The organism is Paenibacillus sp. FSL H8-0332 (assembly GCF_037963835.1).
Classification (GTDB): domain Bacteria; phylum Bacillota; class Bacilli; order Paenibacillales; family Paenibacillaceae; genus Paenibacillus_AQ; species Paenibacillus_AQ rhizoplanae.
Window position 1 is genome coordinate 517,127 of the sequence record NZ_CP150145.1, and the last position, 25,168, is coordinate 542,294.

15 protein-coding genes are annotated in these 25,168 nt (G+C 51.7%); 13 read left to right on the plus strand and 2 right to left on the minus strand.

Going from position 1 to position 25,168, the window contains the following annotated elements; translation table 11 throughout:
• Positions 1 to 290: 290 nt before the first annotated feature.
• Both NST43_RS02225 and NST43_RS02230 read left to right on the plus strand, forming a co-directional pair.
• Positions 291 to 6,602, plus strand: a complete 6,312-nt coding sequence (locus tag NST43_RS02225; protein WP_339222272.1) for an S-layer homology domain-containing protein — start codon at positions 291 to 293, stop codon at positions 6,600 to 6,602.
• Positions 6,603 to 6,785: 183 nt separating this feature from the next.
• Positions 6,786 to 7,208 carry an NUDIX domain-containing protein gene (locus NST43_RS02230; RefSeq protein WP_339222274.1) on the plus strand — a complete coding sequence of 141 codons (423 nt, stop codon included), beginning with the start codon at positions 6,786 to 6,788 and terminating at the stop codon, positions 7,206 to 7,208.
• A gap of 56 nt (positions 7,209 to 7,264) precedes the next feature.
• Here NST43_RS02230 and NST43_RS02235 read toward each other — a convergent pair whose 3' ends face one another.
• Entirely contained in the window at positions 7,265 to 7,693 is a 429-nt protein-coding gene (locus NST43_RS02235; protein ID WP_339222276.1) for an IS3 family transposase, read from the minus strand.
• Between the two features lie 34 nt (positions 7,694 to 7,727).
• Positions 7,728 to 8,669, minus strand: a complete 942-nt coding sequence (locus NST43_RS02240) for an AraC family transcriptional regulator (RefSeq protein ID WP_339222278.1) — start codon at positions 8,667 to 8,669, stop codon at positions 7,728 to 7,730.
• A gap of 195 nt (positions 8,670 to 8,864) precedes the next feature.
• Here NST43_RS02240 and NST43_RS02245 point away from each other — a divergent pair, with 195 nt between their 5' ends.
• The 11 genes from NST43_RS02245 (at position 8,865) to NST43_RS02295 (ending at position 25,155) form a co-directional block, all read left to right on the plus strand.
• Positions 8,865 to 9,884 (plus strand): glycoside hydrolase family 88 protein, encoded by a 1,020-nt coding sequence (locus NST43_RS02245; RefSeq protein WP_339222279.1) that lies wholly within the window; start codon positions 8,865 to 8,867, stop codon positions 9,882 to 9,884.
• An 11-nt stretch (positions 9,885 to 9,895) separates the two neighbouring features.
• Positions 9,896 to 12,067 carry a 1,3-beta-galactosyl-N-acetylhexosamine phosphorylase gene (gene gnpA, locus NST43_RS02250; RefSeq protein WP_339222281.1) on the plus strand — a complete coding sequence of 724 codons (2,172 nt, stop codon included), beginning with the start codon at positions 9,896 to 9,898 and terminating at the stop codon, positions 12,065 to 12,067.
• Between the two features lie 153 nt (positions 12,068 to 12,220).
• On the plus strand, positions 12,221 to 12,916 hold the full coding sequence (locus NST43_RS02255; RefSeq protein ID WP_339222283.1) for an AraC family transcriptional regulator: 696 nt from the start codon (positions 12,221 to 12,223) through the stop codon (positions 12,914 to 12,916).
• A gap of 123 nt (positions 12,917 to 13,039) precedes the next feature.
• Positions 13,040 to 14,191: a GyrI-like domain-containing protein gene (locus tag NST43_RS02260; protein WP_339222284.1), complete on the plus strand. Its 1,152-nt coding sequence runs from the start codon at positions 13,040 to 13,042 to the stop codon at positions 14,189 to 14,191.
• Between the two features lie 81 nt (positions 14,192 to 14,272).
• Positions 14,273 to 15,031: a peroxide stress protein YaaA gene (gene yaaA, locus NST43_RS02265; RefSeq protein ID WP_339222286.1), complete on the plus strand. Its 759-nt coding sequence runs from the start codon at positions 14,273 to 14,275 to the stop codon at positions 15,029 to 15,031.
• A gap of 142 nt (positions 15,032 to 15,173) precedes the next feature.
• Entirely contained in the window at positions 15,174 to 18,557 is a 3,384-nt protein-coding gene (locus tag NST43_RS02270) for a HEAT repeat domain-containing protein (RefSeq protein ID WP_339222288.1), read from the plus strand.
• Between the two features lie 572 nt (positions 18,558 to 19,129).
• Complete coding sequence (locus tag NST43_RS02275) at positions 19,130 to 20,257, plus strand: ROK family transcriptional regulator (RefSeq protein ID WP_339222290.1); 1,128 nt, start codon at positions 19,130 to 19,132, stop codon at positions 20,255 to 20,257.
• A 246-nt stretch (positions 20,258 to 20,503) separates the two neighbouring features.
• Positions 20,504 to 21,544 carry an NAD(P)-dependent alcohol dehydrogenase gene (locus tag NST43_RS02280; RefSeq protein ID WP_339222292.1) on the plus strand — a complete coding sequence of 347 codons (1,041 nt, stop codon included), beginning with the start codon at positions 20,504 to 20,506 and terminating at the stop codon, positions 21,542 to 21,544.
• 1,099 nt (positions 21,545 to 22,643) lie between these two features.
• Positions 22,644 to 23,534, plus strand: a complete 891-nt coding sequence (locus NST43_RS02285; protein ID WP_339222294.1) for a glycosyltransferase family 2 protein — start codon at positions 22,644 to 22,646, stop codon at positions 23,532 to 23,534.
• Positions 23,535 to 23,553: 19 nt separating this feature from the next.
• A complete protein-coding gene (locus tag NST43_RS02290) occupies positions 23,554 to 24,354 on the plus strand; it encodes an ABC-2 family transporter protein (RefSeq protein ID WP_339222296.1) in 801 nt (266 codons plus the stop codon).
• Between the two features lie 42 nt (positions 24,355 to 24,396).
• On the plus strand, positions 24,397 to 25,155 hold the full coding sequence (locus tag NST43_RS02295) for an ABC-2 family transporter protein (RefSeq protein ID WP_339222298.1): 759 nt from the start codon (positions 24,397 to 24,399) through the stop codon (positions 25,153 to 25,155).
• Positions 25,156 to 25,168 lie beyond the last annotated feature (13 nt).

Below are 25,168 nucleotides of genomic sequence, written 5' to 3' on the forward strand. Positions count from 1 at the left end.
GAAATGTAGAGGATATTTATCAGCCCGTTCTGTTCAATCGACAGAGCGGGCTTTTTTGCGCGCATTTTCGTCTTTTCACATCCCGCAAGGGCCTAAAGCATACTTATTAACGAAATGCCTAAATTTATTTGTCGAATTAGTTAACTTTAACGCGAAAAATGTCGATAAACCAGTATGGAAAACTAATGCTTGCTAATGCCGGGCATGTGCAGAGTGTGTGCAGCATGTTCAGAGTTTTACGGAAGCGTTATCAATATTATGGAAATGGTCATTCGACAAGGAGGAAAGCGATGTTTAAGAAATTGGGGAAGATCGGGCTGGCTGTGGTATTGGTGATCGGGCTGCTGCCCATGATGTCACTCCGTGCCTATGCGGCGGTGCCGTCGTTCAATGAAGCGGCTGATTTTGTCATTGAGCCTCCGGTTACGTATTCGGCAGGCAAGAATCTGGCGGATGCGCAGGGCCTGCAGGATGGAAGTACGGCGGTTCTGCTGAATTCATTCGTTTATCAGGGGAATTCTTACACGGCCTCTAATTTCTTAAGGGTTTTTAACAGCGCAGGAACGCTTATAACGGACGTTAACCTGGGCAACCTGATGGACACCTATTACAAAATGACGTATGTGAGTATGCTTGCTCTCAATAACGGCAATCTGCTGATTATGTACAGTAAAAGCGACTCTGGCCAGAACAACCTGCAGCTAGGCACAGTTACTGAGAGTACGCCAAATGCCTATTTCATGGTGCTGGATAAGAACGGCCAGAAGGTGACCGGCCAGACCCGGCTGAATACCTTCAGTGCGGCCAGTCTGCCGCAGCTAACGCGCTTTGTATCTGCGGCGGAGTTATCTAACGGCGATATCGCTTTTTCCTGGCAACGAAATGACAATAAAAGCACGGTTACCCGTGTGTTCACTGCTGCGGGCGTACCGGTGTCAAGCGAAACCCTGCTGGTAGATGCTAATGCGAGCATGTCCTACGTAGCTGCTGGTGACGGCGTGTATATGGCGGCTTACAATTCAGGACCCTCGAACGATAATATCTTTCTCCAGTTATTTAATAACAGCGGAACCTCCATAACCACTATTAATATTGGAGCGAGAACGAATGAGAAGCAGTTGTATCTGTCAACGCTGAGCAACGGGAATTTCATGTTCAGTCAATACAGCTGGCAAACCGGAATCACCAGTGTCTCCCTATATGACAACGCGGGTGTAAGCCAAGGCGGATTTACCGTAAATGGTTCTCTGGGCGTAGCATCTGCCGCTGTCTATAAGAAAGGCGCACTGCCGGGATTCGTTACAGTAAGCACCGACGCTGCATCGAATCAGGCTATTAATGATGCCTATAACTACGGTACAGAGTGGGCGGGAACCCAGTACGCTTACCTGAATTACTATGACAATGACGGGACCCTGCTGTATACAACCGACCAGCCTGTGGATTCCGCTCCGGCCGTATTTCAGGGATACAATGAAGACAGCTGGATGTTCGATGTGGAATATTCTCCGAAGTTCGCTGTATATCCGGCCTTCGGCGACAAGATTGTTTTCATCACAACGGATAATACAGATGCCACTCATTTCAGAATCACCGGCAAGCTGTTCAACAGAGAGGTCTTAACTCCGGTCGTGCTGCAATCGGCTGTAGCGGACGGTGTGCCGGGAACAACCACTTCAACGAAGATTGACCTGACCTTCGATGCTGCGCTTACCGGACTGACGGCAGACGATATCACCATTACAGCTGGTACAGGCTCTGCGGTAAAAGGTTCCTTGAGCGGGTCAGGAACCGCCTGGAGCCTTGCGCTTACTTCAGTGACCGGCGAGGGCGATGTATCCGTGGCTGTGAATTCGCCAAGCGGATACACAGTCAGCGGTTCGCCGCTGACGGCAACCGTATCGCTGTTCAAGCCAGCGCCGGAGCCGACTCCGGCAGCGGTGATCGACTACACAGCCGAGCAACTAAGCGGTCTGACGGCGAATGGCAAGTATACCGTGAACGGTACAGCGGTAACGGCGACTGCGGCTGGCACACTGGTGCTGGAGCAGAGCTGGCTGGGAGAGTCCCTGAGTATTGTGAAGCAGGGGAATGCTTCGACAACCGTAGACAGTGCGGCGCAGGTGCTGAGCATTCCATCCCGTCCGGCGACACCAACAGGTGTGACGGCAACGGATGAAATGGGAATAGAGGCGAACAACGGTACACTTACGAATGTGACTGCTGCGATGGAGTATAAGCAAGGCGCATTGGGAACATGGACGGATGTGACCGGTACAACGGTGACGGGGCTTGCTCCGGGTACGTACGAGGTCCGTGTGAAACGGACGGCGTCGTCTTTTGCCTCGGAAGCACATAGCGTAACGGTGAATGCATATGTGCCAACGGCAGAGACAACCCCGGCAGCGGTGATTGACTATGGGGCCGAGCAACTGGGCGGCCTGACGGCGAATGGCAAGTATACCGTGAACGGTACAGCGGTAACGGCGACTGCGGCTGGCACGCTGGCGCTGGAGCAGAGCTGGCTGGGAGAGTCCCTGAGTATTGTGAAGCAGGGGAATGCTACGACAACCGTAGACAGTGCGGCGCAGATGCTGAGCATTCCATCCCGTCCGGCGACACCAACAGGTGTGACGGCAACGGATGAAATGGGAATAGAGGCGAACAACGGTACACTTACGAATGTGACTGCTGCGATGGAGTATAAGCAAGGCGCATTGGGAACATGGACGGATGTGACGGATACAACGGTGACGGGGCTTGCTCCGGGTACGTACGAGGTCCGTGTGAAACGGACGGCGTCGTCTTTTGCCTCGGAAGCACATAGTGTAACGGTAAATGCCTACGTGCCAATGGTAGAGACGATCCCAGCAGCGGTGATTGACTATGGGGCCGAGCAACTGAGCGGTCTGATGGCGAATGGTCTCTATACGGTGAATGGCACGTTATCGATATACGCGGATGCGGCGGGCAAGCTGGCACTGGATAGCTCTTGGCTCGGAACTTCTCTGAGCCTTGTGAAGCAGGGAAATGCGTCCACGACCATTGATAGTGCAGCGCAAACCGTGAGCATTCCTGTTCGTCCGGCAGCACCTGCCGGAGTTGCAGCAACGGATGAGACGGCGATTAATGCGAAGAACGGTACGCTTACGAATGTGACTGCGGCCATGGAGTACAAGCAAGGTGCCGCAGGCGTATGGATGGATGTGACGGGTACAACGGTGACGGGGCTTGCTCCGGGTACGTACTACGTCCAGACCAAGGCGACTTTGACGGCTTTTGCTTCGGAAGCACAAAGCGTGAATGTGGTAGCATATGTAGCGATACCGGAAGCCATTCCGGCAGCGGTCATTGACTACGAAGCTGAACAGCTGAGCGGTCTGACGGCGAACGGTATGTATACACTGAATGGTACGTTGACAGTAACAGTGGATGCAGACGGTAAGCTGGCACTGGATAACGGCTGGCTGGGCAGTTCCCTTAGTCTTGTGAAGCAGGGGAATGCGTCAACGACCATCGACAGTGCGGCGCAGACCCTGACCATTCCTGCCCGCCCGGCAGCACCTGCCGGAATGGCGGCAACGGATGAGACGGCGATTAACGCGAAGAACGGTACGATCACGAATGTGACAACAGCCATGGAGTATAAAAAAGGTTCAGCAGGCGCTTGGACAGATGTCACAGGCACTAGCGTAAGCGGGTTAGTCCCGGATACGTACTATGTCCGTACGAAGGGTACGGTGACTGCTTTTGCCTCGGAAGCACAAGCTGTAACAGTGAATGCCTACGTGCCCATTCTGGAAGCCACGCCAACAGCGGTCATTGACTACGAAGCTGAACAGCTGAGCGGTCTGACGGCGAACGGTACGTATACAGTGAATGGTTCGTTGACAGTAACAGCGGATGTTGACGGTAAGCTGGCACTGGATAACTCTTGGCTGGGCAGCTCTCTGAGCCTAGTGAAGCAGGGGAATGCGTCAACGACCATAGATAGTGCGGCGCAGACCGTGACTATTCCTGCCCGTCCGGCAGCACCTGCGGGTGTAGCTTCAACGGACGAAACGGCGATTCATGCGAAGGATGGCACGCTCACGAATGTGACTACAGCCATGGAATATAAAAAAGGTACAGCAAGCGCATGGACAGATGTTCCAGGCACCACCGTTACAGGCCTTGCACCAGGCATTTATGATGTCCGCACGAAGGCGACAGCAACGGCGTTCAGCTCAGCTGCGGTGGAAGTGACAGTGACCTCCTTTGCATCTGAGGCGGAAGTGACGCCTGCGGCGGTGATTGATTACGCCGCTGAGCGATTGACAGGTCTGATTCCAGAAGGGGTATACACCGTAAATGGTATGGCTGTAACGGCCGCCACAGATGGAACGTTGCTGCTAGACAGCAGCTGGCTGGGTACCACCCTAATTATCGTGAAGACGGGCGACGGGGTGACCACCACCGATAGTGAAACGCAAGTGTTGAGTATTCCCGCGCGTCAGGCCGCTCCAGTCGGAGTGAGTGTAACGGATGTCACCTATAACGGAGCCAATGACGGAACACTGCAGAATCTGACCGTCCAGATGGAATACCAGATTGGGGACACAGAGGCTTGGACAGAAGTTACAGACACTTCGATTACCGGCCTTGCACCGGGCACGTATTATGTGCGGGTGAAGGCTACGTCAACGGACTTTGCTTCTGCTATTGCTCAGGTGACTGTGCATGACTCGGATGCCGTGATCCCGGCGGCTCCAGAAGTGGTGGCGGATGATCTGAACAATACGATTATAGGTCTGAACACCAGCATGGAATTCTCCGTGGATGACGGACCTTTCGTACGTTATGACGGAACGAACCTGCCGGATCTTAGCGGTGAGCATACCGTGAAGGTACGGGTGGCGGCCAGCGGATCGCTTCCGGCGGGACCGGCAACTACGCTGACTTTTACAACGAATGTCTTGGTCCCTGCCGGGGACTTGGCTGTGAGTGCCAGTGATCCGAGTGGTGCAGAGAGTAACGGCTATACACAAATCAAGGTTACGCCTGCACCGGCTGATGGACATAAGCTGCTGTATAAGAATTTTGGTGCTGGCAGCATCATCGTGCCGAATGTGGGAGATCTCCTGAGCGGATACACGCTTGTAGGCAGTGAAGGGCTGATTCCGGCAGCCGATGGAGATACGCTTGGCATTGCTGAGGTAGATGCAGAAGGTAGGGTGGTAAAATACGGCAGCGTAATTGCAGTAGTTACGATGACTACTCCGGTAACGCCAACTCCCGAGCCAGTCAGCCCGGGAAGCGGAAATAACCCAAGTCCCGGGACCCCTTCCGGGAATCCGTCCAGTACGGTCACCGATGTGATTGTCCTGGTGAACGGCAAAGAGGAGAACGCGGGCAAAGCAACGACCACGACCTCCGGTAACCTTAGAACAACGACCATCGCCGTAGATCCGGTCAGATTGCAGGCGAAGCTGGATGCGGAAGGGAATGGGGCTGTAGTAACTATTCCGATGATGCTGGATTCGAATGTGATTGTCGGCGAATTGAGCGGCCAGATGATCAAGAATATGGAGAATGTGGCGGCAACCCTGGTGCTTCAGACCAGCAAGGGAAGCTATACGTTACCTGCATCCGAGATTAACATCGGCGCATTGGCCGCAAGATTAGGTAACGGGACTAAGCTGGAGGATATTACGCTGAGAATTACCATTGGTGATGCTTCGGCTGCCATGAATCAGTTGGTCACCGCTGCGGCAAGCAGGGGCGGCCTCACCCTTGCAGCGCCAGCCCTGGATTTCATAGTTACCGCTTCTTCCGGGACCTCGACAGTAGAGTTGAACCGGTTCAATGCTTATGTATCGCGGACAGTGGCGCTTCCGCAGGGGATTAACCCGAACCGGCTTACAACAGGTATCGTTGTCGATCCGGATGGAACGGTTCGTCATGTACCCACCAGAATCATCCTGAAGGATGGTAATTATTACGCAGAGATCAACAGTCTGACCAACAGCACCTATTCGGTGGTCTGGCATCCGCTGACGTTCGCGGATGTGGAGAAGCATTGGGCGAAGAATGCTGTGAATGACATGGGCTCCCGTCTGGTCATTAACGGGGTGAACGAATCCGCGTTCAACCCGAACGCCGACATCACCCGGGCAGAGTTCGCAGCGATTATCGTACGCGGTCTGGGCCTGAAGCTGGGCGAAGAGACCGCGAAGTTTGCAGATGTTCCGGCGGATAGCTGGTATGCAGCAGCAGTCGGGACAGCCTCCGAAGCGGGTCTGATCACCGGCTTCGAGGACGGAACCTTCCGTCCCGGAGACCGGATCACACGCGAGCAGGCCATGAACATCATCGCTAAGGCGATGAAGCTGACAGGTCTCGCAGAACAGACCGGCACAGTGGACACCGCAGGCGTGCTTGCCGCCTTCACGGATGCAAGCCGCACGGGAGCCTGGGCGAAGGATAGCCTGGCGCTCGCAGCATCCGCCGGCTTAATCACCGGCCGCGGCGGCAATAAGCTGGAGGCCAAAGCCAACGTTACCCGCGCAGAAGTGGCGGTGCTGATCCAGCGTCTGCTCCAGAAGTCGGAGCTGATTGATTAATGGTATAAACTAAATTGTACAAACCCAAAAAAAGCGGATTCAGGCATAAGCTGAATTCGCTTTTTTGGCGTTTTATACACTTGCTGATTACCCGGGCGATTGGAAGCCTTGTATTTGCTATATGAGGTCTGGTATTTGCTATAATTGGCTTCAACAGAATTTTCAGGAGAGGGGCATGGAGGTATGTTCATTGTTAACGTAGAAGGTGCAATCTATAAGGATGGTAAATGGCTTGTGATTACTAGAAGTACCAAAGAAGAACATGCCGGAGGGACTCTGGCTCTTGTAGGGGGAAAAGTGGACGTTGAAGGCAATACGCTCGAAATCCTCGAACGGACGGTAAAGCGCGAATGCGATGAGGAGGTTGGCATCATGATCAAGGATGCGGTTACTTTTGTGTATAGCTCCTCCTTCGTAACTGAGGATGGGCGCCATGTCATCAATATGGTGTTCCTATGTGAATATGAGAGTGGTACAGCCACTAACCGGAGTCCTGATGAAGTCGAAGCCGTACATTGGATGACCCACGATGAAATCATGGATCATCCCCTGACCCCTCCCTGGACCAAAGAAAGTATAAGAAGAGTAGCACTGGCAAGAAAATAACATTTAGGCTGTGCGGCAGACCTACCCTCCATTAGAGCTTTAATCCTTCCTCACCGTCAGTCTTCCATAGGTTTATTCGTCCGCAGGGAGTAGGACGAGCGTAAACCAAGCTCCTTCATGAACTTGCCTACGGTCCGTTCGCTGATAATGTAGCCTTCTTCTCTTAAGAGAAGGGTGATTCTGGGACTGCCGAATTGGCCATGGTTAGCTTCGAAAAGGTCGGTGATCCGCGTCAGCAGCAGAGCCTTGCGCTTCGCCTGGTTGCTGACCTCGGCATTTCTCCATTTGTAGAATCCGCTTCGTGAGACTTCAAGCACCTTGCACATCTTCTCTACAGGGAACTCGGAGCGGTGGTCTTCGATGAACTGGAACCGCAGGGACTTGGACAGCGGGTGCTCAGGCAGACTCTTTTGCAGGCGGGTAAGCTCCTCTTCATTTGCTGACACCGGCTCTGTCGAATCCTGCCTTTGATCTGTGTTTTTCATGGGAAAGACCTCCTAGTTACGTTCAGTATAGGGCTCACACCCACCCCGTGAACTCCAAAATACTCGCCTTCGCCGATTGCGCCTCCGACTGCGCACCCTTGCGCCATTCCTTGGGAGGGATGCCCATCAGCTTGGAGAAGCAGCGGTTGAAGCTGGAGATGGAGTGGAAGCCGACCTTCTCTGAGATCTCCAGAATCGAATCCTCGGTGCTCTTAAGCTGCTTGCAGGCTTCCTCAATCCGGGTGCTGCTCAGGAAATCCAGGGGGGCGGTGCCCATGATGTCATGGAATTTGCGGCGGAAGTGGGTGGTGCTTAAGTGGCACAGCTCGGCCAGATCATCAATGGTCATCGGCGTCATATAGTTCCTGGTGATATACTCCAGCGCAGGGGAGATCACGAAATCGCTCTTCAGGCTATGCCCGGCCTCCTGGCCGCTCAAGGCTTCGTTCGTAGAATGAATGCGGAGCAGCTCTATGTACAGGGACAGCAATAAGCCGTACGCACTCTCCTGATAGTAAGGCTTCTGCTGCTGCAATTCGAGGACGATGGAGGTAGCCAGCGTATAGACCAGGGGGTGCTTTTCCCTGCTTAGGATACAATTGCTGCCCTGCACCGCCCAAAGATTCGGCTCGAAGTTGCTGTAGGCGCTCTTGAAGGAATGCTGAAACAGATCCTCCGGCGAGAAAAACAGATAGGACCACAGACTGGCCTCACCCGGCGAACTGTACGTCGTATGGGGCAGATACCGCGGCAGGAAGGTCACATCCCCGGCAGCAAAAGGCACGCTCTCGCCCTTAATCTCCATAATCCCGCTATCTGAATAGCAGATCCCGATCTCCAGATGGTTGTGGAAATGCAGGTGCTCGCTCTTGATATCGGAGATCTTCCAGCGTTCGCCGCTGAGCAGCAGAACAGGGAAATGGATCGGCAGGCTGTAGTGTCGGTATTCGATGACGGGTTTCTTTTTTCTGGGCATCTTCAGCAGCTCCTGTTCTTCTTGCGTTAGAATAGGAATGAAGAATAAAGGGTCGAAATTGCGCAGTTTTGATGTGAATGTGCTTAGATGTAGAACATTTTACTGCTTACAATAGATTCTGTAAAGCGCTTGCACGCGGATGGACGGATGGTAGCTGCCTTCAAGAGACACAGGGAACAGGAGAGGGGAATACACATGCTTCAAGTTAAATATAACCGGGATGAAATCTTAAGTGTAATCGATAAGGTTGCAAGGAAGACACTGGCGATGGATTTAACGTGGGAGTGGCCTTGCGGCGTTGCCTATTACGGGGTGTCCAGAGCCTACCAGACCACGGGGAACCAGGAGTACCTGAACCAGCTGGTGAAGTGGGTGGATGAATATATCGAACTGGGGCTGCCCGACTGGACGGTCAACACCTGTGCAATGGGCCATATGTTGATCACCTTGTACGAAGAGACCGGAGACCAGAAGTACTGGGATATTGTGATGAGTAAAATCGGCTATATCCGGGGGAGCGCGCTGCGGTTCGGGGATCAGGTATTGCAGCATACGGTCTCGGTGTCCAATGACTTCCCGGAGCAGGCCTGGGCGGATACGCTGTTCATGGCGGCGTTCTTCCTGCTGCGTGTGGGCAGCAAGCTGGAGGATCAGGAGCTGATCCAGGACGCGCTTAACCAGTATTACTGGCATATCAAGTACTTACAGGACCCGGGCACCGGCCTCTGGTTCCACGGCTATAACCATGTGAAGCAGGACCATATGTCCGGGCTGTACTGGGGCCGGGCGAACGCCTGGGGAGCCTATACAATGTCGCAGGTGAAGCCGCTGCTTAAGGAGTGGTACCTGTACCCGCAGTGTATGGATGTGGAGTGCTCGCTCCGGGATCAGCTGGCGGCGTTGAAGCTGGTGCAGACGGAGAACGGCCAGTGGCGTACGCTGCTGGATGATGAGGAGTCCTATGAAGAGGTATCGGCATCCTGCGGGATCGCGGCGGCCATGGTGAATAACGGCAATCCGCTACATACCAAATATGTGCAAAAGGCTCTGAAGGGCATTCTGGAGAACATCACTGAAGACGGACGCGTATTGAACGTATCGGGCGGCACCGCCGTCATGAAGGACCGTGAAGGGTACCGCCATATTCCCAAAGACTGGACTCAGGGCTGGGGCCAGGGCCTCGCGCTTGCGTTCCTGTCAGATTTGCTCAAATAGGAGGAATTCCGTTGCCGACACCATCTACAGGCTCCACAGGAGCTTTTACCCTGCCGGGGGAAGCCGGTTATGAAGCACTGACGCTGAAGCTTGCCGAACGCTGGGGGGCCGATGTCATTCGTGACAGTGACGGCACACAGTTGTCGGAAGAGATTATCAATGCCGGTTACGGCATCTATTCGACCCTGTGCATTATCCGCGACCATAACGGCTGGGCGGTGAGGAACCCGGACAAGCTGCAGCAGACCTTCCTGATTACAAGTCCGAAGGTGGCTGTGCAGGATTACATATCCATCTACCTGCTGGAGGATTTCTTCGCAGAGCAATTCAGGGTGAATGATTCCCGTGAAGCGTTCAAGTACTGGCAGGTGTACGACCGGACGACCGGGGCGGAGGTGCCGAAGGAGCAGTGGAATTATGACCGGGAATCCGGCAATGTGGTGCTGACCGGCATTACGCCTTGGCATAAATATACCGTCAGCTTCATGGCCTACCGGATCTGGGAAGAGATCTCCATGTACAACCACACGACGAATCACTGGGACAAAGAGCATCTGATGCAAATAGATCCGATGTATCCCGAGACCCGGCAGTACCTGCTGGACTGGATGGAGGACTGGTGCGGGGAGCATCAGGCGACGACAGTGGTCCGCTTCACCTCCCTGTTCTACAATTTCGCCTGGATCTGGGGCAGCAGCGGGCAGAACCGCCATCTGTTCTCGGACTGGGGGGCCTACGACTTCACGGTAAGTGCCCGGGGGCTGGATCTGTTCGCGGAGCACTACGGCTATTCGCTGAGCGCAGAGGATTTTGTGAACGGCGGCAAATACCGTGTCAGTCATATTCCGGCAGAGCAGCGTAAGCTCGACTATATGGCTTTTATCAATGATTTCGTCATCGGGTTCGGCAAGCAGTTAATTGACATTGTCCATAAGCACGGCAAGCTGGCATATGTCTTCTACGATGACAGCTGGGTGGGCGCAGAGCCATACAATGACCGCTTCGGGGAGTTCGGCTTCGACGGGATGATTAAATGCGTGTTCTCGGGCTATGAAGCCAGACTCTGCTCAGGGGTGAAGGTGGAGACGCATGAGATCCGGCTGCATCCGTATCTGTTCCCGGTTGGCCTGGGCGGCGCACCTACCTTCATGGAAGGGGGCAATCCCACGCTCGATGCGAAGCAATACTGGATTAACATCCGGCGTGCCCTCCTGCGTGAGCCGGTCGACCGGATTGGCCTGGGCGGCTATCTGCATCTGGTCGAGCCTTACCCGGATTTCTGTGCGTACATTGAGAAGATTGCGGATGAATTCAGGGAGATCAAGGAGCTGCACCGGCAGGGGCAGCCTTATCACATCAAGACTAAGGTAGCTGTTCTGCACTCGTGGGGCAAGCTGCGGTCATGGACCCTGTCGGGCCACTTCCATGAGACGTATATGCATGACCTGATTCATATTAATGAGGCCTTGTCCGGCTTGCCGGTGGAGGTGCGCTTCATCGACTTCGGGGATATCCGCCAAGGGGTATTGCAGGATGTGGATGTGGTGATCAATGCAGGCAGCGCCGGTTCAGCATGGAGCGGCGGGGACCACTGGAAGGACAGCCAGGCAGTGGATGCCTTGACGGAATGGGTATATAAGGGCGGTGCGCTTATCGGAGTGAATCAGCCTTCCGCCGTGGACGGCTATGATCACTACTTCCGGCTGGCGCATGTTCTCGGGGTGGATGAGGACACCGGCGCGCGGGTAGCGCATGGTAAGTGGGCTTATGAGGCTCAGCCGGTGCAGGGTCTGGTGCCGGATGGCGTCAGCATCCGGCCGAAGGACAATGTCTATCTGACCGACGGGGCTGCTGCCGTGATTCGTGAGGCAGAGGGCAAGCTGGCCTTGACGGTGAATTGCTTCGGGAAAGGGAAGGGCATTTACCTGCCGTCCTTTGCCTTCAGCTGGGAGAATACCCGCCTGCTGCTGAATCTGATCCGCTATGCCGGCAATGAGCTGGAGGAGACCCGCTACCTCCCGGATAATCTTTATACTGAGTGTGCGTATTATCCGCAGAGTAAGCGCCTGGTTGTGATTAACAATAGCGACCAGCCTCAGAAGACCACCATCGAGACGGACTACGGTCCGCAGGTTGTGGAGCTGGAAGCTTTTGATACGGTGATTCGGGAAACGAATGACTAAGATCCGTTGAACCTTTAGAGTTACTCATGTATAATAATGGTAACCAATCCCGCCGCGCCTCTTCATAATGCGTACCAAGGCGGGACTTTTTTTGCAACCGTAGCCGCTACGACTTATATGAAAATGCATGCTGTACTTCCCGGAGGAATGCCTATGCCAGGGTCCGCCCGATTCAGACAATCCATCGCCTTCATCGAGGAACATCTGCATGAGGAGATTCCGCTTGAACAAGCTGCGCAGGCCGGATACACTTCGCTGATGCAGCTGTACCGTGACTTCTATACCTACACCGGACACTCGGTCAAAGAGTACATCCGCAAGCGCAAGCTCTCGGTGGCGCTCGGGATGATCAGGAGCTCACAGCGTCCGCTTGCCGAGATTGCATACGCCTGCGGCTACAGCTCCCAGCAAGCCTTATGCAAGTATGTGAAATTAGCCACAAGCCTGACCCCGCTAGCCTATCAAAAAAATACTGCCTGTTATTTCTTCCCCAGATTCGACAGTGAAGCCGTCCGGCAGGTAACCGTCAGTACAGAGATCCTTCCTGCGACCATACATATGAAATACTATTCAACCAAGCACGGCGGCATTGAACAGCAAGCACGTTCTGCGTCATCCAGCACGGCTGCCACTATACCTGCGGAGCACGGCTGGAACGGGGGCAAGCGATTGCGCTGGCCGGGGATAGCGGCCTTCAGATTCTGCAGGCTCCCGCCGGCAGGTATGCGGTGCTTGAGAGCAGCAGCTTTAGTGACCGGGGAATGTTTATCGCGCTTTTGGAGAGCTGGGTACAGGAGAGCGGATGGAGCAGGGAGGGGGCGCTTGCTTTTACAACCTATGAGACAGTAGCCCCGGGCCGCCCGGATGCCATAACCATGAGCGTGTGGATGAAGCTGAAAGATGTTAAGAAGTGATAATATTTACGAACCGCAAGCTACTATACTTGAGCTTAACCAGGAGAGGAGCTGACCTATGAATCTGAGTAAGCAAGCAGTTGAAGGCTATAGTCCCCGTGTGAAGCCGGCAATCCTGAGAATGGTGGAGGAGCTGAAGCAGATGGAGATGTCGAGTGAGGTTCATGTAGAGCAGGTTACGGAGCTGTGCAGCATTGTGGACAGGCCGGAAATGAAGGTCGTGGGGATTGCGCTGCCGATATCGTATGAGAGCCGGGGCTATGGGGGGTATTATGATTCCGGGCAGGCGGGCGGTACGATTAATGATTACTTTTATACGAAAAAGCTGGCGGCAGAAGGAGAGATTGCACTGCTCTCCAGTCTGATAGAGCACCAAATTAAGGGCCGGGAGATCGTCACAGTACGCACCGAGGTTCAGGGGGATGGCAACTACAAAGTGATTGTGGGCATGGAGGTGAGCAGCTTCGAGGGGCTGCCTGCGCATTTGCCGGAGTATACGGAGACGCTGACCGTACCCGCTTGCCGGTATGCCAAGGTTCTGATCAATGAATCGAAAAGTGCCGGGCGGACCGGCTACGAGGAACGGATGCACGCCGATGAATATTTCGTGGGTGAATTCCGCAAGGATACGGGTTATGTCTATAATCCCGCTGGCCTTAGCTTCAATACATATGACCAGTCCGGTGATATTCTTACCAAATACGAGCCGGTGATCCTGCCGGGGAATACGGCCGAACAGTTCAGCTCCCTGCGCTTCAAGCCGGTGACGCTGCCGGAGATGAAGATTGCCTGCAGCATGACGCTGCCGGAGGATGAGGAGTTTGTGATTACCAAATATTTTGGCGTGCAGGATCAGGTGTTCGCCACCGGGGCAGCGCGGTATTACCTGCATGACTATTACGGCTTCCCGGTGAACAGCGGGGAGGAAGGGAAGGTGAATTCCTGCTTCGGCACAAGAGTCAGCAGCTTCGATGGCCTTCCTGATAGTGTGGAGAAGGTAACTGTACCCGGGGGCATCTATCTGCATATTACCCAGCTTGAGGTGAACGGCGATAATCCGGGCATCCCGTACGATGCCGCGTTCAATCATCTGGAGGAGCTGTACCTGAGCGCCCACCCTGAGTATACGCGCGACTGGAGCAGGCATGTGATTGCCCGGTTCCGCCAGGCGAACTGTGCCTCTGTCTTTGTCCCGCTTGCTGCTGAATAACTTGGCCGGGGGCCGGCGGAGGGATAATATGATAGTATAGAGGTACATTTATTTTCCCGTAGGGGTAGAAAAGAGCGTATCATGAGAATCATCATTTCACCTGCCAAAAAGATGAAGACGGACACGGATTTCCTGGAATCCCGCCAGGCTCCGCAGTTCTTAAGTGAGTCACAGACGCTCCTGGCCCTGCTCCGTAAGCTCAGTTACGCAGAAGCCAAGGCGCTGTGGAAATGCAATGATGCTATTGCTGCGCTGAATATGCAGCGGATTGAAGAGATGGACCTCACCCGGAATCTGACCCCGGCGATCTTCGCCTATGAGGGCATCCAGTACCAGTACATGGCGCCGGGGATTTTTCAGACGGAGGAGCTGGACTATCTGCAGCAGCATTTGCGGATACTGTCCGGGTTCTATGGCATTGTCCGGCCGTTCGACGGGGTGGTCCCTTACAGGCTGGAGATGCAGGCCAAGCTGGGCGGGCCGGGCTTCAGTACCCTCTATGAGTTCTGGAACAGAAGATTAGCGGACCAGCTGTTCGCGGAGAGTGACACTATAGTGAATCTAGCCTCCAAGGAATACAGCAAGTGCATCTCTCCGTACTTGAGGAGCCATGTCCGGATGGTTAGCGTTGTATTCGGGCAGGAGATCGGCGGCAAGGTGGTGGAGCGGGCGACGCTGGTCAAAATGGCCAGAGGCGAGATGGTCCGGTTCATGGCGGAGCAGCAGATTACCAGCGTCGAGGAGATTCAGGGCTTCAGCGGGTTTGATTTCCGGTATGAAGCGGCCTTGTCGGACGAGAACACGTATGTGTTCGTTCAGGCCAAGCATGACAAAGAGTAGACTGATAGAGCAAGCAGTATATAGGGTAATCTTGAAGATGGTGGAAGCACCGGATTCGGGGTTACCCTTTGGTTTGTTGCGGGCGGAAGCTCGCTTTTTGTAAAATAAGGATTAACTCAGAACATATTCAGGAGGAGGACTTATGATTAGGAGACGAGACCCACTTACCAAACAGCGCTTACTGAAGGAACTGGATGCACTGGGGTATTCCGATAGAATCAGAGCAATCACAGGATTAGGCCGGGATCACCTGGGGTCCCGGGAATACTCACAGTTACTTACCTCCTTACTGGAGGGCGGGGCTTATGAGTCGCGTCTGGCCCTGATGGGGGCGATCGCCACGCTGGATGCTTCTGTGATCGGCTCTGCGCTCCATCATCCTATGGCGAGCATCAGGAATATGGCTGCGGGCCTGCTGCCCAAAGTCGCCTCAGCCGAAGAGATCGAACGCGAGCTTCCGCAGCTGTCACAGGACTGCCGCCGCAAGCTGCTGCGTACGGTTGCCCTGATGAACCGCCAGGAGCTGGCGGAACGGCTATTGCCTGTGGTACAGGCCGGGTGGGGCCCGGAGGAAGCGGCGATTGTGCTGCAGGCCTGCTCTGCGGCAACCGTCCGCGCGCGGCTTGTCGAGCTGGGGTACGCCATTAAGGATTGGAAAAAACTGGCCAGCCGCCATCTGGAAGTGGTCGCTGAGTGCTTCACCAGAGAGCTGGAAGCAGCCCCGCTTAGGGCCAAGGGGATGGTCTGGTCGCGCTTCTCCTCCGCGATGGAGCAGCTGTCCAATCACAAGCCTGACCTGGTGCTGGCCTATGCAGTGAACCATGGACCGGCAGACATGCTGCCGCCTTCGCTTAAGGCGAATCTCGGCATACTGATGCGCCTGAGACCAGGCGCGGTGTATGAGCTGCTGATCCGGACGCAGACGCGTGGTGAGCTTATGAATTATGGTCTGCCTGAAGCTGTGCTTAAGCGGGCGAAGCTCCTGACCATGGACCAATGGTCGCAGCTTGCCAAGCTGCTGGCGGACCAGCCCCAGCATGTGGCGCGGCTGCTGGAGCATCTTGCGCCATCTAAGCGCCAGGAGATTTTCGATGCTGTGTATGAGGAGGAGAAGCGCCGGGAGTGGATTTTTCCGGAGAGGTTACTGTATGTATTGCCACATGCGCTGCGTGATCGGGAGGCTGCCCGGATGTTGGGTCTGCGTGAGATCAGGGAGAACCGGGAGCGCTCCCTGCGCATCACCGCCGCCCGCTCAATTCTTCAGGTCCGTGAGCAGCTTGAGCAGGCAACCCGGGTATCGAATGCCGACGAACGCGCTACGGCGCTGATGCAGCTGATCCGCAGCACGGTTCTGGCAAGGCAGGGCATGGATGCTACACTGCTGACCTTAAGCCGTATCCGTAATGATCAGGACCCTGTGCGGAGCGCGGTGTTCAAGGAGCTGTCGGAGAGTCCGGCGTCTGTATACGAGGCTGCTCATGTCCCTGCGCTTACTGTGCTGGTGGACAGTGTAATTGATGCCAGAGACACCTCCTACGGTACTAGGTACTCTGTGCAGCAATTGGCCTTTTCGATTCTGCGCCATCATGCGGCGGAGCCGGGCAGGGAGCTGTTCAAGTTCGCGCTGAACACGCTCCAGAAGCTGGCGAAGCAGGATGGGCAGCTCTCGCTGCCACCCCTTGCGAAGAATATGCCGCGGGGTGTGGAAGAGATCATTTTCAGCGGAATCTATGCTTATGCTGCACAGGCGGGCAAGAGAGAAAACTATGATTTGGTGCTGAGCCTGGCGAATTCTATTGGCAAAAGGGGGCACGGGATCGTTAAGCTACAGCAGCTCTTACGGGAAGCTGCCCGAGCCAAAACAGAGGCAACCGCAATACAGGCAACCAGGCTCTGGCTGAAGCCGCTGCAGACGCGCGATGAACGGGTGAAGGAACTGCTGGATGCAGATCCATCGTATATTACCATCTACGAGGTGTTCGTGCATCTGCATCTGAAGCGTCAGGAATGGCTGGACCCTTATCTGTCGGGGGCTGCGATCAAGGGCAAGTTCCTCTCAGGCAAAACGGTATATTCTGTTCCGGCTGCGGACGGATTCCACCGCTGGCTGCCGCGCCAGCAGGAGGCGTATGGCTCCCTGTTGAGCATCATTGCCTTCGGCCCCAAGTACAGCTTGTTTGAACGTTCGCGGGCGATCAGAATTATGGCAAGTATGCCGGATGTGAATCCGGAGCGTCTGTATGTGCTTGTTCAGGACAAGGAGGTGGCTGTGGCGGAGGCAGCGCTTCATGCCCTGTCCCTGCTGGAGGAGCCGGAGAAATCCTTACCTGTGCTGCTGGAGCATCTGGATAGCGACCGGGCACGTGTAGCGATGTACTCCATCCCGAGGTGCATCCGCCGGGTCAGTCCGCAGCAGCTGTCTCAGGCATTGAAGGCGCTGCTGAGCCGGGAGAAGCTGAAGATCACCGTCCGCAAGGAAGCCATCCGCCTGCTCGGTGCGTATAGAAGTGAGGATAGTCTTCCGCTGCTCTTGAAGGAATTCGCTAAGCCTGCTGTGCATAAGGATGTGGTGATTGCTATAGGGCATGCTGCCAGAGGGCTGCTGGACGATGAACGGAGCTGGGAGGTGCTGCGTGCCATCGCGGCTTCTCCAGAGCGTGATATCGCAGTGAGCTTGTTACACCAGCAGCCTGATGCCCTTCCGCTTGCCTACAGACCGCGCTATCTGGACTTAATCATAGAGATTGCCGATCATCCGGATGTATCCGTCAGCAGCCAGGCTTATAGTTCCATGAAGTGGTGGACAAGCGGTTATGAAGGCACTGTTGCGGCAACTGCGGCCCAGGCGGTTGCGGGTCTGAAGGACAGCTCGGGCTGGGAGTTTGCGATGATAACACTGATTGAAGCCGCCCGGGACGGCAAGGTGAATGCGGTTGTGGCCGGGATCTGCCGTCAGCTGGCGGCTACCGCCATAAGGCAGGAATGGAATGCAGCGGCGGATAGAGACCTGCCGCACCGGCAGCGCCTGCAGGTGCTCATCAACCAGCTTACCGGTCTGCCCAGGAGTACAAGGGTGCAGCTTACCCCGTTGTACCTGGAGCTAACCGATATTCTGGCCGCTGATGAGACATTACAACAGCTGGTCCTGACCTTATATATTGCAGTGATCGATTGGAGTAAGGCAGAGGAAGCGTCCGTGTATGTGAAGCGGATCGTGCAGGAGGTCACCCGTCAGCCGCAGCTCTTGAGCGAGGTGTATCGCGGGCTTGCCGCTAGCCTGGAGAACAGTGCCGGATACTGGACACCGGAGACACTGCTTGAGATTGTGGATGTGCTGCGGGCAGAACCGTCTTATGAAGCGCCGTATCTTGGACTGTCCTTACTGGAAGCAGCGGGAAGCGCGCTGCGCTGGAGCCCGGAACCGTCAGAGCGTCTGCGGGACTACAGGAATCATGCGAATCCCGCAGTCCGCTCGCAGGCGCTGAATATTTGGACGGCGAGGGAGTCCCGGCTGTTCATGCTATAACCGCATATGCAGGATGGGCCAAGGCTTACCTTGCTCATCCTGCTCGGAGCGGCCGTAGACGTGAAAGCCTAAATGTTCATAGAAGCCGGCAGCCTGGGGATTGTCTTCGTTCACATCCACAGCATGCACATTCAGAGCGTGTATGACATAGTTCCCAGACTTTTGCCTATCCCCTGTCCCCGGGCAGCCGGGTCTACGAACAGCATTTCAATCTTCTGATCCTGAACGCCGATGAAGCCGAACGGCTGCCCCTCGGGATCGGTATATACAAGCAGATGCTGGATCTCTGCGATTCCTTGCTGGACTAGGGGACGCAGGTCTTCAATCCTGCGGGGTGATTATAGCATACGGCAATCGGAGGAGAAGACAACTGCTCTTCGCCGGGGTCCGCCGTTCTTGGAACCAGGAATCCGAAAAGAATAATGACGAAACTCCCAATCATTGGTACAATAGAATCATCATAGTGAAAATATTCACAAGTAAAACAGTCAGATGATTGCCAAAACGGGTGTGATTACATATTATATGTATACAGATTATAAAGTACATTTGTAAAAGTCGGAGGAATCCAAATGGCGACACATCGCTTGAACAGTATGGAAGTTAAAAAGATGAACCGAAACGCCATTTACCGATACCTGTTTCACCGTGAGGCCACTTCCATTCAGGAGATCGCGCAGGCGCTAAGTCTAAGTCTGCCCACCGTGACACAGAATCTTAAGGAGCTGCAGGAACGCGGGCTGATTGCGGAGACCGGGCTGTATGAATCCACCGGAGGGCGTAAGGCCAAGTCGATGGCCTGCAACAGTACAGCGCGATATGCCGTCGGGCTGGATGTCACCCTGAATCATGTGGGGATTGTCATCATTGACCTGAGCGGCAGAATCATCAAGAATGTCAGAAATCACTTTCCGTTTGCGAATGAAGACACCTACTTCCAGGGGGTCGGCAAGCTGGTGGAGGATTTCGTAGAGGAATGTCAGCTGGACCGCGGCCGGATTCTGGGAGTAGGCATTGCGTTGCCTGCGATACTCTCCGGTGACCGGCAGACGGTGAGCTATGCTACGGTCATTGATTTCAAGGGAGGGAGCGTCCGGCGGTTTGCCGAATACATTCCTTACCCCTGTGTTCTGAGCAATGATGCGAATGCGGCGGGACTCACTGAACTGTGGGGAGAGCAGGACATGCATAGTGTGGTCTATCTGTCCCTTAACAATAGTGTGGGCGGTTCCATTATCGTTAATAACGAGATCTATGCGGGACAGAACCACCGCAGCGGAGAGTTCGGGCATATGACGCTTGTGCCTGAAGGGCGTGCCTGTTATTGCGGACAGAAGGGCTGTGTAGATGCCTATTGCTCAGCGGGAATTCTCTCGGATAGCACGGGGGGCAGCATTCCGGAATTCTTCCGGCTGCTGGGAGAGGGTAAGGAGCAGCAGCAGGCCATCTGGCAGAAATATCTTAGCTATCTGGTGATCACGGTGAACAACCTGCGAATGCTGTACGACTGCGATGTGATTCTCGGCGGCTATGCCGGAGCTTACATGGAGGAATACATCGATGAACTCCAGGCGCTGGCAGCGCGCAAGAACACTTTCGAGCAGGACGGCTCCTATCTGCGGGTCTGCAAATATAAGCTGGAAGCCACCGCTGTAGGCGCTGCCCTGGAGCTGGTAACTGAATTTATATACAGTATCTAGATCTGTGGTTACTTTTACCCTAATAGAACACCTGCTTTTCCCCGCTCCTCCAGAAGAGGGACATTGCTGCAACTGCGGCCCTGTCCTTCTCCGGGGGAGTTTTTGTTGACTTCATCCTAATTCGGATTATAATCTTATTTAAATAGTTTTATAAAAGTATATTATTGAATAGTTGAAGAAGGCAGAAGTCTTGAAGTAACAGTAGTTTTTATAAGAGTACCTAATGTTCCTGAGGAGGAGAAACGGATGAAGAACAGAGCTTTTTATATGACGGATTTGAAAAAGATGCAAATGAAGGACACAGAGATGCCTATCACCCGGGAGGGCGAGGTGATTGTGAAGCTGGAGGTTGTCGGCATCTGCGGCTCGGATGTGCATTACCTGGAGCATGGCCGGATCGGTGATTTCGTGGTGGACGGAGATTTCATTCTGGGGCATGAGTGCGCCGGGGAAGTGGTGGAGCTTGGCCCTGGTGTGAAGCATCTGAAGGTGGGGGACCGGGTGGCGCTGGAGCCTGGTGTGACCTGCGGACAGTGTGAATTCTGCAAAAGCGGCAAATATAATCTGTGCCCGGATGTACAGTTTTTGGCGACTCCGCCTTACCATGGCTGCCTGATGGACTATATCGCTTACCCCGAGAACATGGCGTTCAAGCTGCCGGATAATGTCTCGTCAGAAGAGGGCGCGTTGGTAGAGCCGCTGGCGGTGGGACTCCATGCTGCGGCGCAGGGCGGCATTAAGCTGGGAGACCGGGTTGTGATTCTGGGAGCGGGCTGTATCGGACTGGTTACACTACTGGCCTGTAAGGCTTATGGGGCTACGGAGATTGTGGTGGTGGACATCATCGAGAAGCGGCTGGAAGCAGCGATGAAGCTAGGGGCTACGCGTGTCATCAACGCCAAGGAGGAGAATGTGCTGGAGGTAATCGCTGCTTGGACAGATGGCGCGGGCGTGGATAAGGTCATCGAGACGGCAGGCAGCGAGCATACAGTGAAGCAGACCCCTTATCTGGTCAAAAGAGGCGGAACCATCGTCCTCGTAGGCCTCGCAGCCAAGGATATCATCGACTTTAACTTCATGCAGATTATGTTCAAGGAAGCCGACATCAAGTCGGTATTCCGATACCGCAACCTGTATCCGGCAGCCATTGGCGCCATCTCAGACGGCAAAATCGATGTCAAGGGCATCGTCACCCACGAATTTGGCTTTGAGGAGACGCAGAAGGCCTTCGATTACGTGATCGACAATAAGGAGGATGTAGTCAAGGTTGTAATTAAGATGGGCTGAAGAGAGAAGAGGCAGACGGTGGATGATTAGAAAAATAGTTAGATATTAGAATAGTATATAGCTGCCCATTAGCGGGGCGGCTTTTTTTGTATTTGGCCGATTATGAGAGGGATAGATCCAGTATGAAAAGATGATATGAAATACGCGACGATCAATGGGATAGAATAAAATACTTACTCCGTCTCGAACGGAAAAAAACATGGTGTTCGGGCCATCTTTGAAAGAGGTACAAATTAAGTTTCGTAGTTGGCAAAAGGCTGGCGTATGGGGAACGGTTTGGAGGCAAAGGGGGCAGCGATTCCAGTCCATTGGATGCTCGAGAGCTGGAATAGGTGGAATAAGTTTACGCCTTTGTGTTCCCATGGAATCTTCATTTTAGAAAGTTTCCGAGTCTGAAATTATTAGTTGAACCTATATGATAGAAAACAAAAAAAAGAGAATAAGCTGGTTGTTTTGTAAACTGCAGGAATGGATCGCTGGTTTTGCCCGAAAATTGAGTTTACAAATCAAAGGGGGATATCTTAAAACCGATATTAATGTAATATTCTGTAGACAATTGTATAATAATGTTTTATAATGAAAAAAATTAAATGGATAAATAATACTTAAATACAATGAGGAGGGATTTGTAGTTTGTATTTAGTTAAAAATTTATTTTTTTACTTTTTTGTATATTTTATATGTATTATTATGACTGCAACATTATCAATTCATAAGAGGGGCTAAGGTGGTATGAAATGAATTTACAATATTTTCGATTTAAGTTGTGGTGAATCAAAATATGGGGGCCGCTCGCTATGTTGTATCCTATTCTCTTTATTATCTTTACCTAGAGCTCGACTGTGAATGGCTTTCCGTTTCTACCATATGACAACGTTTTCTTTCCTGTTGACTTTCTTTTTTTATTGTTATTTTAATCAGGAGAACATTCATTATTGCATGCCGTTTTAATTACTTTTGTACTGGATTCAAAAGTAAAGATCGCTTCTCTTTTCATACTAGGCATGTTGAGCCGCTTCACATGTGGAGTGTGTGTACGTGCCAATATTATGAGGTAATCATACAATTATAAAATTAATTAGAGAGTAGGTAGTCAGGTATGAAGAAACATGTCCTTAGACTATGTTCTGTAGTCTCATCAGATTTAGAATTATTCCCGTTTTTTATAGATCACTATAAAAAAATGGGAGTTGATTATTTTCACATAATTTTACATTTGCCTGAGGATATGAGTCATTTAATCGATGAAAAACTATTAGTTTTTCAAGAACAAGGAATAACTCCGGAAAAAATATATACAGGAAATTGGAGTGGTGCAAAATCAACGTCGTTGATAAATGAAGTGAAGAATAAATATAACGATGATTGGTTTATTATTGCTGATTCAGATGAATTTCAAGTTTATCCAAATGATATAAAAGAAATAATTAACTCTAAAAATGTTGATTATATTTCAGGTTGTTTTTTAGATAGATTTGCAGAAGATGGGGATTTACCCTTAATAAATTATGATAAATCAATATGGGAACAATATCCGATATGCAGTTTTTTTGCTTTTCCTATTGCTTATTCATGGCCCTATAAAATAACCGCATGTAAAGGATACATACCGTTGAGTGAAGGTAACCACCATGTACTTATTACTGAGGAGCATCTAATGGAAAATGAAATAATTTGCCAAGTTCATCATTTCAAATGGACAGGCTCGTTTATTAGTAAAACCCTTAAGAAACTTAATCAAGAATCTGATGGAGAATGGGGAGATGATTTTTACCCATTTTATGGTGACGAGCTAAGACGGACTTTAGACTATTTAAAAAAAAATAACAATAAGTTTGATATTAGTTCTGAATTATTAAGAGTTGAATATTCTCCTGAACCTAAATATGAAGGTTATTCGAAATGGTATGAGATAGCACATAAATTAGAAAGCTGGGATAAGCAAGATAGAGACAAATTTATAGCTACTTTATTACAAAAGAATTTGTGAAAAAAGAGGTGCACCCTACGTGAGAAATGCATTTAATTTATATTACATCACAATTGTCAAAGGTGTCCGTCAATTTACAACCTATCGCACCAATGTTTTTGCTGGGGTTACTTCAGCATTGTTTATGTTGGGGGTACGTTATGCATTGTGGATTGCTTTATTTAGGACAGGAAATGGTGGGAATTCAACATTAATAGAAACTATAACCTATTTTGTAGTAATGGATATTCTTATGGTGTGGACAACATCAACGTTTAGCGAACATATCGGAAAAGATATTCATTCTGGGGATATTTCTCACGCACTTACAAGACCATGTTCATATCATTTTCAACTTGTGATGGCTTTGCATTCAAAGGCAGTTGTAAGTACATTTACAAGTTCCCTTCCTATTTTAATTGCAGCTACTGTGTTTATAGGAATTTTACCTCCCGTATCCACAGTAACATTTGGCTTATTTATTTTAGCAGCAATATTGGGAGGAGCAATATATATCTTAATCGACCTGATAATCAGTTATTCAGTCTTTTGGCTTATGGGTTATTGGTATATTCGCCTATACAAAGGGGCATTGTTTATGTTGTTTGGTGGCACGGTATTACCACTTTGGTTTTACCCTGATTGGTTAAGAATGATTAGTAATGTTCTACCTTTCCAGTTCTCCTTATTTATTCCTATGGAAATTTATTTGGGGCGTATACGTGGTGAAGATGTAGTTACTCTTCTTGTAATGCAATTATTTTGGATTGGATTACTCTTTGCTATAGAGCGATTTGTTTGGTATAGAGTTCAAAATAAAATTGTGGTTCAGGGGGGATAAATTCTGCATACTTTACGAGTATTTTTAACAATTATTAGATATGTGTATAAATCGAGTTTTGAATACTCTGGAGCGTTTTTTGGGGGTATTGTTGCACAATGGTTTAGCTATAGTATTTCAATACTAATGTTGTTTTTAATGGTTTGGAATTTTGGTTCATTGGCTGGTTGGGAGTCAACGGAAATCATTTTTATGTATGCTGTATGGTTATTAACATATGCTTTGGGGGCATCTTTCACTACTCATATGTGCAGAAGTTTCCCTTCTATGGCTATAAATGGACAACTCGATGAGGCCTATACTCGCCCGATTTCACCATTTTTATATGTTATGGCTACCACGTATAATGCTGGATTTATTTCGCATATTTCATTATCATTAGTGGTTTTGGTGTATAGCATTGTGCAACTTGGTATCTCTTGGACTGTATTACATTGGTTATGGTTTGTAATAGCCATTATCAGTGGGGCGGTTATTAATGCTTGTATGATGCTTATATGCGACATGCCTGCGATCAGGACTCGTTCTAAATCACCTACGAGCATGTTTTATACGGAAGGGCGGGGGTTTACTCAGTATCCTATTACCATTTATCCCCGAGCTATTGTATTGGTATTTACAACAATACTGCCCTTCGGGTTTACAAGTTACTATCCCATTCAAGTTTTGCTTGGAAAAAAAGATGGTATAATGCCGCAAATAACTATGTGGCTGTCACCAATTGTTGCTGTTTTATTAGTCGGGATTACAGCTTTGTGTTGGCAGGTTTTAAGCAGCAAGTATGAAAGTGCAGGTACGTGAAAGTCAAACTTAT

Bases quoted from the DNA above. Each gene is read 5' to 3' on its own strand.
- NST43_RS02280 (WP_339222292.1), top strand. From the start codon at position 20,504: ATGAAGAACAGAGCTTTTTATATGACGGATTTGAAAAAGATGCAAATG.
- NST43_RS02235 (WP_339222276.1), bottom strand. From the start codon at position 7,693: ATGAAAAACACAGATCAAAGGCAGGATTCGACAGAGCCGGTGTCAGCA.
- yaaA (WP_339222286.1), top strand. From the start codon at position 14,273: ATGAGAATCATCATTTCACCTGCCAAAAAGATGAAGACGGACACGGAT.
- NST43_RS02255 (WP_339222283.1), top strand. From the start codon at position 12,221: ATGCCAGGGTCCGCCCGATTCAGACAATCCATCGCCTTCATCGAGGAA.
- NST43_RS02275 (WP_339222290.1), top strand. From the start codon at position 19,130: ATGGCGACACATCGCTTGAACAGTATGGAAGTTAAAAAGATGAACCGA.
- NST43_RS02285 (WP_339222294.1), top strand. From the start codon at position 22,644: ATGAAGAAACATGTCCTTAGACTATGTTCTGTAGTCTCATCAGATTTA.
- NST43_RS02225 (WP_339222272.1), top strand. From the start codon at position 291: ATGTTTAAGAAATTGGGGAAGATCGGGCTGGCTGTGGTATTGGTGATC.
- NST43_RS02260 (WP_339222284.1), top strand. From the start codon at position 13,040: ATGAATCTGAGTAAGCAAGCAGTTGAAGGCTATAGTCCCCGTGTGAAG.
- NST43_RS02240 (WP_339222278.1), bottom strand. From the start codon at position 8,669: ATGCCCAGAAAAAAGAAACCCGTCATCGAATACCGACACTACAGCCTG.
- NST43_RS02270 (WP_339222288.1), top strand. From the start codon at position 15,174: ATGATTAGGAGACGAGACCCACTTACCAAACAGCGCTTACTGAAGGAA.
- NST43_RS02245 (WP_339222279.1), top strand. From the start codon at position 8,865: ATGCTTCAAGTTAAATATAACCGGGATGAAATCTTAAGTGTAATCGAT.
- NST43_RS02230 (WP_339222274.1), top strand. From the start codon at position 6,786: ATGTTCATTGTTAACGTAGAAGGTGCAATCTATAAGGATGGTAAATGG.